Origin of the sequence: Autumnicola musiva (assembly GCF_031846585.1) — a bacterium.
In the GTDB taxonomy this organism is placed as follows: Bacteria; Bacteroidota; Bacteroidia; order Flavobacteriales; family Flavobacteriaceae; genus Autumnicola; species Autumnicola musiva.
Genome location: NZ_JAVRHK010000014.1, coordinates 75,378 through 88,779, shown reverse-complemented (window position 1 = coordinate 88,779; position 13,402 = coordinate 75,378). Strand labels below are relative to the sequence as shown.

The 13,402-nt window shown below is 38.9% G+C and carries 7 protein-coding genes; all 7 read left to right on the top strand.

Features of this window, described 5'->3' with window-relative positions; translation table 11 throughout:
* Positions 1 to 263: 263 nt before the first annotated feature.
* The 7 genes from RM539_RS15710 (at position 264) to bglX (ending at position 13,394) form a co-directional block, all read left to right on the top strand.
* Complete coding sequence (locus RM539_RS15710) at positions 264 to 3,008, top strand: helix-turn-helix and ligand-binding sensor domain-containing protein (RefSeq protein WP_311504369.1); 2,745 nt, start codon at positions 264 to 266, stop codon at positions 3,006 to 3,008.
* A 222-nt stretch (positions 3,009 to 3,230) separates the two neighbouring features.
* The gene (locus RM539_RS15705; RefSeq protein ID WP_311504368.1) at positions 3,231 to 6,344 is read left to right on the top strand and encodes a SusC/RagA family TonB-linked outer membrane protein; all 3,114 of its coding nucleotides are present in this window, start codon (positions 3,231 to 3,233) and stop codon (positions 6,342 to 6,344) included.
* Between the two features lie 17 nt (positions 6,345 to 6,361).
* Positions 6,362 to 7,825 carry a RagB/SusD family nutrient uptake outer membrane protein gene (locus RM539_RS15700; protein ID WP_311504367.1) on the top strand — a complete coding sequence of 488 codons (1,464 nt, stop codon included), beginning with the start codon at positions 6,362 to 6,364 and terminating at the stop codon, positions 7,823 to 7,825.
* Between the two features lie 86 nt (positions 7,826 to 7,911).
* A complete protein-coding gene (locus tag RM539_RS15695; protein ID WP_311504366.1) occupies positions 7,912 to 9,291 on the top strand; it encodes a glucoamylase family protein in 1,380 nt (459 codons plus the stop codon).
* 4 nt (positions 9,292 to 9,295) lie between these two features.
* Positions 9,296 to 10,285 (top strand): metallophosphoesterase, encoded by a 990-nt coding sequence (locus RM539_RS15690; protein ID WP_311504365.1) that lies wholly within the window; start codon positions 9,296 to 9,298, stop codon positions 10,283 to 10,285.
* 6 nt (positions 10,286 to 10,291) lie between these two features.
* Positions 10,292 to 11,125, top strand: coding sequence for a carboxylesterase family protein (locus RM539_RS15685; RefSeq protein WP_311504364.1), 834 nt, complete (start codon positions 10,292 to 10,294; stop codon positions 11,123 to 11,125).
* Complete coding sequence (gene bglX, locus RM539_RS15680) at positions 11,115 to 13,394, top strand: beta-glucosidase BglX (protein WP_311504363.1); 2,280 nt, start codon at positions 11,115 to 11,117, stop codon at positions 13,392 to 13,394. The genes RM539_RS15685 and bglX overlap by 11 nt, the downstream gene beginning before the upstream one ends.
* Positions 13,395 to 13,402: the final 8 nt, after the last annotated feature.

The window sequence follows — 13,402 nt, the reverse complement described above, 5'->3', positions numbered from 1 at the left end:
TTGATTTTAAATATTACTATCCTTTATCAGGTTATAAATTAATGCTTGTAGAACCACACCTACATTTTTAAATAGAAATCCTCATAGTATTACCTCCCTTAACGGAAAATTTTCTTTAGGTCTCTTTTCGTGAGTTCCTATAACCCTCAATCCGTCTTATATTTTAAAGGGCGGGTAATCCTGTTTGGGCTAAACTCTTCAAAAGTTGTATATTTGCTGCCTTATTTGATTAAGATTTAACTGCACAAATATTATTTTATTAAGTGAAAGTAGTAGTTGTTTATATACTGATATTTAACATTTTAGGATGTTTAGAGGTTCCCGGGCAGGAACTCAATCCACCCATACAAAATTATTCTTCTGTAGAGTATAATGCTGCAAGCCAAAACTGGGATGTAGGGATTGATGAAGAAGGGATTCTTTATTCGGCAAACCATCAGGGGTTATTAAGTTTTGATGGGCAGAGATGGGAACTTTTTCCTTTAGAAACAGGAGCTACCATCAGATCTGTCTATCCTTTTCAAGGGAAAATATATACAGGCTCATACAGAGAGTTTGGGTATTGGGAGAGGGACGTGACCGGGAAAATGAAATATACATCCCTTATGTCTGGTCTTAAGGATAAGCCTGTACAAAGCGAGGAATTCTGGGAAATTCTTTCTTATAAAGATGCTATTTATTTCCGATCGTTTGCAGCAGTTTATAAATATAAAGACAGCAGTATTACTCGTGTAAAAGACGTTATTACCAATAAGATAACTGTTTATCGTAATAAACTTCTAGTAGCGATAAGTAAGAGAGGACTTTTCTTTCTTGAAGATGATGGGGAACTTACGGCTTTGGGAAACCAGTCGGTCTTAAAAGGAAAAACTATTTTGGATATACTGGTTCAGGGTGATTCTCTTTTAATTGGTACCAGGGATGCGATGTATAGGTTTGACGGAGAAGAATATGCTCTGCACCCCGATCAAGAATTAAATAATATCATTAGTGATTATGAATTTAATCATATTATGAAAGCTTCAAATAATGAAGTTATAATAGGAACTGTGAAAAATGGAATTATTCAATACAACTTACAGACCCGAAAATATAATATTTACAACCGTAGCAGGGGACTCCAGAATAATACTATCCTTGGAATGGCTGGAAAAAATGGTCATATATGGTTAGGGCTGGATAATGGTATTGATAAAATAAATCTTGATTCCTCTCTGCATTTTTTTACCGATGATACTGGAGAGTTGGGGGCGGTGTATGATCTCGCCTTTTACAGAAACAGCATTTATCTCGCAAGTAACACCGGGGTTTATACTTTTAATAGTGACAATAATCTCATTTTAATAGGAGGGTCGCAGGGACACACGTGGAATTTGGAGGTGCGGGATGATAGATTATTTGCAAACCATAATACCGGTCTTTTTGAGGTTCAAAACGATAGTTTTTCACCGCTGGAAGTACGTACCGGCAGTTATCAAATTGCACCACTCCCGGAAGAGAGTGAATATCTTGTAGGCACTTACACTGGTATAAGTATGTTTTCTCCTTCTAATGGAGAAATAGAACAGCTTGAGGGCGTTGACTTTCCAGTTCAGAAAATTATTTATGAAGATGAAAATACTATATGGGCGGTGCACCCTTATGATGGGGCTTATCGTATAAAATTATCTGTAAATCTTCAAAAGGAAATGTCTGTTGAGAAGCTGCAGAACATGAAGGGGCTACGGAATTCAAAAGTTGATGTTTTCAGGGTCAACAATCAAATAGCCATGCTTGGTAAAAATAAATGGTATAGGTATAATATTTTTAGAGATAGCCTGGAAATATTTAAAGAATTAGAAGATTATACGGGTCATAAACTTTTATTTAATGAAAACGATGATTTTTGGTTTATCAATTTAGGGGATAATTCTATAATTTTTACTGATTTTCAGTCCACGAAAGTCTCTGTTGCCTCTGCAGAATTAAACCATAGGCTCGTTAAAGGAAACGAGCGAATTGTAAAAGCCAATGACTCCATTTACTATATTACCCTTAATGATGGTTTTGCAACTGTAAACCTGAAGAAGTTGCTGAGGGAACGAAATACAGAATATGTGGCGAAGCCGATACTACTTGGGTTAGCCGACACAGAAGGTGATTATCCATTGAATGCCATCCCTTCCATATCATATAAGAAAGCGCGGGAAATAACTGTTCAGGCAGCGCTTCCGGAATCAATCGGTTCAATGCTAATGTACCAACTGGAAGGAAGTATGGAGATGCAGGGGGAGGTGAAGAATGGAGTGGTAAAGTTTCAAAATCTTCCGCACGGGGATTATAAACTGCAATTATTCGGCATAAATCCACAGGGTGAAGATTCTGAGGTGATGAAGTACGCCTTTATTATTAATCCGCCTTGGTATCTTTCAAAGCTAATGAAGCTGGTGTATGTATTCATTTTTATGGGTATTATTGGTTTGATTTATTGGTTTAACCGGCTTAAACTAAATAGGCATCAATGGCTTCTGGAACAAAAATTTGAAGAAGAGCATAAAGAGCGGATAAACGAAATGGAAAAGGAACGCTTGCTGAATGAAATTGATCTTAAGCGGAAAGAGTTGGCTAACTCTACAATGATGGCGGTTAAAAAGAATGAGGTTTTAATGGATATTCAGGCGGAATTGGATAAAGACAGAGAAAAATTTTCTAATCAATTCCGGCTTAAGCACATTATGAATAAAATAAATAAAGCCATTAAAAACAAGGATGAATGGAAAGTTTTTGAGACCAATTTTAATGAGCTCCATGAAGATTTCTTTAAAGATATTCTTGAAAAATATCCTAAACTAACCAACAAGGATTTAAAACTTTGTTCCTACCTCAAAATGAACCTTACCTCTAAAGAAATTGCTCCTTTAATGGGAATCTCTGTTAGGGGTGTAGAAGTGCATCGCTATAGATTGAGGAAAAAGATGAATTTGGACAAGAATGAGAATCTCACAAATTTTCTTATCAAAAATTTCTAATTTCTTGAAAATGGTCCTTATTATTTAAAGATTTTAAGTACATCATTACTACATCATATAGAAATAATCGGGTATAATATTCAATTTATTCATGGGTTATTTAACTGTAAATCAGGTAGGTATAATGGTATTTTCAGTGATGTAGTAGTTATGTACTACATCGTTTGCGGTTATTTGAGTTGTGGGTGTATCTTCGGCTTAAATTAATGAATAAATAGCCGTATGAAACTAAAATTTTTAAGCTTTTTAGCGCTTCTTATCACGATCACAGGATTTGCGCAGGAGAAAACAGTCACCGGTGTTATAACAGATGCAGGCGGTGTTCCTTTACCTGGTGCGCAGGTAAAGGTGATAGATAAGGAAATTTTTAATGTAACAGATTTTGATGGGAATTTCACCCTGGATGGAGTAGTGCCTGGGGATGTGTTTAGAGTTACCTTTCTTGGGTTTCAGCCTAAAGAAGTAACTGTTGGTTCAGAAGGGGAATATTCAGTAGTCTTGCAAGAGGATGCTTCAGAACTGGAAGAGGTTGTAGTAGTGGGCTATGGAACGCAGCGTAAACAGGATCTAACCGGGGCAATTAGCCAGGTTTCTTCCGAAGAAATTACCAGACAGCCTAGCTCTACAGCTACCCAGGCCTTACAAGGTAAAGTTGCCGGAGTTAATATTACAACAAGTAGTGCGCCGGGCTCAGAACCCAATGTAAGTATACGGGGGCTGGGGACTGCTCTAGGTGGTCGTAATCCATTGTATATAGTAGACGGAGTTCCGGTTAATGATATTCAGAATATTAGTCCATCCAATATAGAATCGATGGACTTTTTAAAAGATGCTTCCTCTGCTGCAATCTATGGCGTAAGGGCAGCAAATGGAGTAATTATTGTTACAACAAAACAAGGAAAAAGTGGTGTCCCAAGTTTGAACATTAGAAGCTTTTATGGAGTAAAACCTGTATTAAATCAAGTGGAAATGGCTAACAGTAGCCAATATATCCAATACTTTAATGAAGAAAATGCTCCGCTTAATGGTAATACTTTAAATTTACAACAGGATTATGATACCAACTGGTATGATGAGATAACCCAAATTGGATCTGTAAATAATACCGTTTTTGATATTTCCGGGGGTAGTGAAAATGTAAACTACTTTTTTAGCTATGATTATTATGAAGAAGAGGGTGTTTTACAGGATCAAAAATTTAGAAGATCAACTATAACCAGTAACAACACTTTTAAACTGTTTGATGATCGTTTGAAGATTATCCAGAATCTAAATTTAGCTGTAACAAAAAATAATAATAAGCCGTTTGGTGCTTTTAATACTGCGTACCGTCAATCTCCATTGGTTCCGGTTTTTTATCCAAACGGAAGATATGGTGCTTCCCGATATAATCAGACCACTGGTGAAGCCACTTATGTAGCAGGAGAAGGAGAAACTATAGATAATTTAACGCAACACGGTAATCCGGTTTTAGCCCTTGACTTTGCTAATAACCAATCTAATTCAGTTAATATTCAGGGTAGTGTAACTGCTGAATTAAGTTTAACAGATGAACTTACTTTCACATCCCGTTTTGGAGCTAGAAAAATCTTTTCAAGAGGAAGGTCATTTAATGCTACCAGGGATGTTTGGTTTGCTCAGGATCCTACCAGGACATTGGAACGATTTGATCAGCTTAAAGCGGAGAATCCTGAAAATCTCGCTTATGCAAATAATTCTCTAACTTTTAATTCTTCAGAAACCTATAAGTATAACTGGGATAACTTTATAAATTACAACAACAGTTTTGGTAACCATAATTTAGATGTGACCCTTGGAGGTTCCCGGGAGCAAATAGGTATTGGTTTTGAAGATAATTACCGAACCTATGAAGTTCCTGAACAGGAGCAGTACTGGAGTGTAAAACATGCCAGCGGGGATTATGATAACTTTGTCGAGCAATACCATTATACTCCAACAAATTTCATGTCCTATTTTGGAAGGGTGCAGTATAACTTTAACCGTAAATATTATTTTACAGGTACTTTACGAAGAGATGGTTCAAGTACCTTCCAAAATAATGCGGATTACTGGGGAACCTTCCCTGCTTTGGGAGTGGGCTGGACTTTAACCGAAGAAGAATTTTTGGCAGACAGTGAAAGTATTAACTTTCTGAAATTAAGAGGATCTTGGGGAGAATTAGGTAATGCTAATATCCCTTATAATACCAGTCAAATTCTAACAGATCCTACAAGTAGTAGTCAAAATTATGTTTTAGGCCCTGATCAAAACCTGGTTTTTGGTTCATTTATAGGTTCGCCTGCTCAAAATTTGAGTTGGGAAGTAGTAAGTGAATACAGTTTGGGATTGGATTATGAACTATTAGATTATAAATTAACAGGTAGTGTGGATGTATATCACAGAACTACTGAGAACACCATTTTACAAGTTCAACCGTTACTCAATTCTACTTTTTCAACAGATTTTTATGATCACGGTGCTGAAGTGGTTAACAAGGGAATAGAAGTTGCCGTTAACTGGAACGATCGCATTGGTGAAGATTTTAGCTATAGTGTAGGCGGTAATTTTTCTTATAATGATAATGAAGTAACCCAAGTGCGTACCAATTACGAAGGGCAAATTGGAGGTAGCCTTAATAACGGGAGAATTACTAAACGCTTAGAAGAAGGACAGCCGCTAGGATCATGGTGGATGTTCGAGTCCAACGGTGTGTGGCAAACTCAGGCAGAGATAAATAATAACGCTTCTTTGGCTGGAGCAATTCCGGGGCACCTTAGATATGAAGACCAAAATAATGATGGAGTTATAGATGACAGGGATAAAACTTACCAGGGTTCCTATATACCTTTATTTAATTACGGTATTAATATCACAATGGACTACAAACAGTTTGATTTTAGCTTGGATGGCTTTGGAGTTGGAGGGAATAAGGTCTATAATGCTCTTCTAAACGCCCGAATTGGTGGTGAGAATATACCGGAAGATATGTTCCTAAATCGTTGGACCGGGCCCGGTACTACAAATACACATCCGGGGGCTAACAGGGATATAGAAGCTTCAAGCTATTATCTGGAAGACGGAGATTTCTTTAGAATTAACAATATTACTTTAGGCTACACCCTTCCCGAGATTTCTGATTTTGTAAAAAACGTAAGGGTGTATGTATCCGCTCAAAATCCTTTACTTTTTACTAAATATCGCGGATTTAACCCTGAACTAAGTGGTTACGATCCTACCAATCCTGATGCACAGGGCCCTTATGGATTATCTGGTGTAGAATTAAATGCCTATCCTCTTACGAGTACTTACTTGATGGGAGTTAATATTCAATTATAATATCAAATTACTGAAATATGAAAATCAAATATTATTACAGATTAGCAATTTTAGGAATTATATCTATAGTAGCTATAGGCTGTAGCGAAGACTTTCTTGATGTAGATTCCCGCGAAAATATTACAGCTGAAGATAGAGATGAAAACTTTACTCCTGAGGATTTTGTTACCGGAGTCTATGGAATGTTTACGGAATGGCCATATGCATTTTCCTATCTTGCTCTAACTGAGATTGTTTCTGATAATGCTGATAAAGGTGCTAATGCTGGTTCAACCGGAACTGACAAACACTTTTTTGATGAACTAAATTACACCAGTACCGCTCCATCTTTAGAAGCTATGTGGGAGCATTGGTATAAAACCATAGGTAGGGCAAACTATGCCATAGCATTTGCACAACAAGAAGGCGGGCCCAATACAGAAAGATTAATCGCGGAAGCTAAATTTTTAAGAGCTTATACTTATTTCTTTTTAGTTCGCTCTTTTGGTGATGTCACTATACAGGGGGAAGTTGAATTTATTGATGGCGAAGAAGTTGTTGACCCCGAAGTGGACCTGTCAGAAAGAAATTCCCAGGAGGAAGTGTACGCTTATATCGAACAAGATCTTATGGATGCTATAAGTGTACTGCCGGTTAAAAGTGAATATGCGGCAAATAATTTAGGTCGGGCAACTAGGGGTGCAGCCCGGGCTATGCTTGCTAAAGTGCAATTATATCAGGAAAACTGGACTGCAGCTTTAGAAAATGCCAATGCTGTTATTAATTCAGGAGAATATGGTTTGGAACCTAATTATGAAGACATATGGAGAGAGTATTCAGAAAACGGGGTAGAGTCCATTTTTGAAATTCAGGCAAGAGGTGAAGCTATAGCCCACGGAGTTCAACAATATTCCCAAACTCAGGCTCCAAGAAGTGATGGTATTATCAATGGATGGGGTTTCAATGTCCCTTCGGAGAACCTCGTAGAAGCCTTTGATGAAGAAGGAGATGAAATTCGTAAGAACGCAACTATAATTTTTAGGGGCGAAACCCTTTGGGATGGTTTAGAAGTGAGTACAGCGGCTGCAAATCCAATGTATAATGAAAAAGCATATTCCAGTTCAAATCTGGCTGCTAGTGATGGCGATAAAAATATTAGGGTTTTGCGTTATGCGGAAATTCTTCTAATAAAAGCTGAAGCTGAAGCTCAGTTGGGTAACCTGCAGGCTGGTATGGATGCGCTTAATGAAGTTCGGGACAGGGTGGATCTTGAACCTGTAAGTGGTCTTGGCCAACAAGAATTAATTGAAAAAATCTGGAACGAGAGAAGGTTGGAGCTTGCTTTTGAACATGATCGTTGGTTCGATCTTATTCGTACAGGCCAGGCTCCGGAAGCTATGGCTGAAGCTGGTAAAGAATTTGAGGAACGCCATTGGTTATTTCCCATTCCTAACAATCAGCTTATCCAAACTCCGGGTATGGAACAAAACCCCGGTTGGTAGCCCCACCTTAATCTTTTGAAGTTCTGCGTTCTTTTTTAAGGGCGCAGAACTTGTAATTATCCGTACTAAATTGAGAATAAATCACTATGCTTAATTATAAGTCATTCCTAACATTTTTTGTCCTGTTGCCAGTTCTTATCAGTTGTAAGAATGGCTCCAATAAAGAAAAAGTTCAAGCGGCAGATAATAAACTTAACTCCCTTTCAGAAGAAGCATTGCTGGACTCCGTTCAAAAGCAAACCCTTAAATATTTCTGGGATTTTGCTGAACCTAATTCCGGTATGGCCCGGGAAAGATACCATCCCGATGGCAATTATCCTAAAAATGATCCGGATGTTGTTACCACAGGCGGGACAGGATTTGGACTTATGGCCATTGTTACAGGAATAGAAAGGGAATTTATCCCACGGGATAAAGCATTGGATCGTCTGGATACTATAGCGAATTTCTTGAAAAATGCAGATCGTTATCGCGGTGCATGGGCGCATTGGATTAACGGTAAAACCGGTAAAACCAGCGCCTTTAGTGAAAAGGATGATGGAGGTGATATTGTAGAAACTTCCTTTCTGGCTCAGGGATTTCTTGTAGTAAGGGAATATCTTCAAAATGGGAATGAAAGAGAACAGGAGGTTGCTGCAAAATATGATGAGCTATGGAATAGTATAGAATGGAACTGGTACACCAATAATCGCGATGGGATTTTATGGCATTGGTCGCCGAAATTTGGCTTTGAGAAAAATTTCATGATCGAAGGTTACAACGAATGTCTTATTACTTATGTGATGGCGGCTTCTTCTCCTAATCATGCTATTGATCCGGCAGTATATCATGATGGCTGGGCTCGAAGTGGAGATATTACTACCGAAAATGAAGCCTATGGATTGCCGCTGATTTTAAAACACAATACTTCCGGGCAGAAAGGTGGTCCGCTTTTTTGGGCGCACTACTCCTACCTGGGATTGGATCCAAACGGCTTAACCGATAAATATGCTAATTATTGGGATATTAATGTAAACCACAGTAAGATCAACTACAAATATTGTGTGGAGAACCCGGAAAATTATGAGACATACAGTCCGCGGTCATGGGGGCTTACTGCCAGTTACACGCGCAATGAAGACGGGAGTATCGGTTATACGGCACATTCTCCCGATAATGACAGGGGCGTGGTATCACCAACTGCTGCAGTAAGTTCCCTCCCTTATACCCCCGAAGAGTCAATAAAGGCTATGAGGTATTTTTATACTGATTTGAAAGATTTGCTCTGGGGACCTGCCGGTTTTTACGATGCATATAGCCTGGAAGGAGAGGAATGGGTTGCTCCTCGATATTTGGCAATAGACCAGGGGCCGCAGGTGGTAATGATAGAAAATTACAGGTCCGGCCTTATTTGGGATCTTTTTATGCGTGCTCCTGAAATACAGCAGGGATTGGATAAACTGGAGTTCACTTCTAATAGAGAATAAAGTTATGAGAGTAACGAAGTTGCATAATAACAGGATCTGTAATTCTGTATTCTTATTGGCGGCTTTTCTGCTATGTTTTTCAGCTTCGGGACAGGACTCTTTTGAATTTGTGGTGCTGCCGGATACTCAGACTTATGTAGAAGAGTACCCTGAAATTTACCTGGACCAGATGCAATGGATTGCTGAAAATAAAGATCGTTTCTCATTCGCCCTTCATGTAGGAGATATTACCCAGAATAACAATAAAGAGGAATGGGAAACGGCAAAAAAAGGATTTCAAATTCTTAAAGGAAAAGTGCCTTTCGCTTTTGCATTAGGTAATCACGATATGGGAAGTGAACCTGGAAAATTTGCTGATGTTAGGAATACAACAATGGCAAATCAATATTTCTCTCCAAATGAAATTCCCAATCTTGTGGAGTCTTTTCCTAAAGGTACGGTAGAAAATTTATGTAGTGAGTTTAATGTTAACGGGAAAAGCTGGATGGTTTTATCATTAGAATTTGGCCCCAGGAATAAAACTGTAGAATGGGCGAACGAAATTATAAGCCGGAATAAAGATCATAATGTGATTCTCGTCACTCATGCTTATTTATTTAGTGACAGTACTCTTCATGATAAGGAAGATTGGTGGCAGCCGAAAGATTACGGCATAGGGAAAGAAAAAGGTGAAGAAGCGGCAAATAACGGCAGACAGCTTTGGGAAAAGCTGATAAGTCAATATGAAAATATCAAAATGGTGTTTTCCGGTCATATCCTGAAATCCGGGGTGGGTACATTAGTGAGCACTGGAAAAAACGGAAACAAAGTTTATCAAATGCTGGCTAATTACCAGAAAGGGGTGGAGGGTTCTGAAAATGGAGGGAACGGATTTTTACGAATTATAGAAGTTAAGGATAATACTATATCAGTTAAAACATATTCTCCATGGCTGCAGAAATTCAAAGAGCAAAAAGAACACAATTTTAGCTTTACTGATGTGGAATTACAATAAGCAAACATGAAAAAATTTTTAAATTTTACCGGTGGTTTTATCATTTTAATGGGACTATTTTCTAGCCCTGCCGCTACTATAGCGCAGAATAAAGAAGATTTTAAAAGGGAACAATTTATACGGAATAATGATACCCTTAACTACCGTATTCTTTATCCGAAGGATTTTTCCGAAGAAGAAAAATATCCGGTAATGTTATTCCTGCATGGTGCGGGAGAACGTGGTAGTAATAATGAATCGCAACTGGTGCATGGCAGCAGTTTATTTCTGAAAGAGGAAAGCCGTAATAGATTTCCGGCAATTGTTATTTTTCCGCAGGTACCAAAAGATGATTATTGGGCAAATGTTGAGGTAAACAGGGATAGTTTTCCGTTGCAATTCAAATTTAAAAATCTTGAAGCACCTACTACTTCTATGAAAATGGCAATTTCGCTTATGGATTCTGTTACACAACAAAAATTTGTGGATCAGAACAGGGTTTACGTTGGCGGGCTTTCTATGGGCGGAATGGGGACTTTTGAAATTCTCTCCAGAAAACCCAAAATGTTTGCCTCGGCTTTTGCCATTTGTGGCGCGGCAGATCCAGCGGTGATTGATAAATATAAAGAAGATCTTGAAATCTGGATTTTTCACGGAGAGCAGGATAATGTGGTTCCCCCGGAATTTTCAAAAATGATGGCCCGGGAAATTAATTCCAGCGGCCGTGATGCCAAATTATCCCTCTATCCTGAAGATAATCATAACAGCTGGGACTCGGCATTAGCTGAGCCTTACCTGTTGCCATGGCTGTTTTCAAAATCTCTAATTAATAAACACGAAATTGAAAAAAATGAAGAATAGAAAGTTATCATTATTAATCCTTGGAGTAATTTTTACCATTTCCGGATTTGCCCAAACAGGCAGTAAAATTCAGGAAGTTGAAGAATTGCTTTCTAAAATGACACTGGAAGAGAAAATAGGGCAGTTAAATTTGCTTACGCCAGGCGGCGGTGTGGCTACCGGGGCAGTGGTAAGTAAAAATGTGGAAGATAAGATTAAGGCAGGAAAAGTCGGCGGACTTTTTGGTGTTTCCGGGCCTGAAAAGATCCGTATAGCCCAGGAATATGCGGTTAATGATACACGATTGGGAATCCCGTTGCTTATTGGTTCAGATGTGATTCATGGATATAAAACCACTTTTCCTATTCCACTCGGGCTTTCTTCCAGCTGGGATATGGAATTAATTCAGAAGACTGCATCTATCGCGGCTACCGAAGCTACCGCCGATGGTATTAACTGGAACTTTTCGCCTATGGTGGATATCGCCCGGGACCCCCGCTGGGGAAGGATTGCTGAAGGTGCCGGGGAAGATCCATTCTTAGGTTCTGCAGTAGCTCGCGCTATGGTGAAGGGTTACCAGGGAGATGACCTTACTAATCCTACTACCATGATTGCAACTGTTAAACATTTTGCCCTTTATGGCGCTGCCGAAGCCGGCCGGGATTATAATACCGTAGACATGAGTAAACTCAAGATGTTCAATCAATATCTGCCTCCCTACAAGGCTGCTATTGATGCCGGTGCAGGTAGCGTAATGACTTCCTTTAATGATGTAAATGGTATTCCCGCTACTGGCAACAAGTGGCTGCTTACAGGTCTTCTAAGGGATCGCTGGGGTTTTAACGGATTTGTGGTTTCAGATTATACTTCTTTAAATGAAATGATTGCCCATGGAATGGGAGATTTACAGGCTGTTTCTGCCCTTGCGTTAAAAGCTGGTTTGGATATGGATATGGTAGGAGAAGGTTTTCTTACTACTTTAAAAAAATCACTTGAGGAAGAAAAGGTTACTGAAGAAGACATTACCACTGCTGCACGCAGGATTTTAGAAGCAAAATACAAACTTGGATTATTTGAAGACCCATATCTTTATTTAGATGAAACACGTCCTGAAAGGGATATACTTTCAGAAGAACACCGTGAAGTGGCCAGGAAAGCTGCTGCACGATCTTTTGTGTTACTGAAAAAAGAAGGCAATATTCTTCCGCTAAAGAAAAACGCGAAAATTGCCTTAATTGGTCCATTGGCCAATAATAAGAATAACATGCTGGGGACCTGGGCTCCTACGGGAGATCCGCAACTTTCGGTGCCTGTGCTTCAGGGGCTAAAAAATGTAGCTCCAAATGCGAAAATCACCTATGCGAAGGGTGCTAATATTACTGATGATCCAAAACTGGCTGAAAAAGTTAACGTTTTTGGGCCGCGTGTTGAAATAGATAAGAAGTCTTCCGAAGCTCTTTTAAAAGAAGCTGTGCAAACGGCCAAAAACGCTGAAGTAATTGTTGCAGTTGTAGGTGAAGCTACTGAAATGAGCGGGGAAGCGGCCAGCCGAACCGATATTACTATCCCCGAAAGCCAGAAAAAACTTATACGGGAATTAGTAAAAACCGGAAAACCGGTAGTGTTAGTGTTAATGAGTGGTAGACCTTTGGTGATTTCTGAAGAAATGGATTTACCGGTGAGTATTTTACAGGTATGGCACCCGGGTGTGGAAGCCGGTAATGCCGTGGCCGATGTGCTTTTTGGAGATTATAATCCTTCGGGAAAACTCACCGCTACCTGGCCAAGAAATGTGGGACAGATTCCAATTTATTATGCTCAAAAAAATACCGGAAGACCGGAACCTGCTTCAGGAGAATTCGAAAAATTTAAATCAAATTATCTCGACGTTCCAAATTCACCATTATTACCATTTGGTTATGGATTGAGTTATACCGAATTTGAATATTCTGATGTAAATTCCAGTTCAGATAATTTAAGTTCCGATGGCGAAATCACTCTTAGTGCCACTATTACCAATACCGGCAATTTTGACGGAGAAGAAGTGGTTCAGCTTTATATTCATGATAAAGTGCGTAGCATAACCCCCCCGCTTAAAGAACTGAAAGGTTTTAAAAAGATCTCCCTGAAAAAAGGAGAGTCAAAAACAGTAGATTTTACCATAAGTGTTGAAGACTTGAAGTTTTACAATACAAATCTGGAATATGTTTTTGAACCCGGGGAATTTGAATTTTTCATCGCCGGAAGTTCAGATAATACCTTTGCAAAATCATTTATTTTGAATCAGTAATTCTTTAA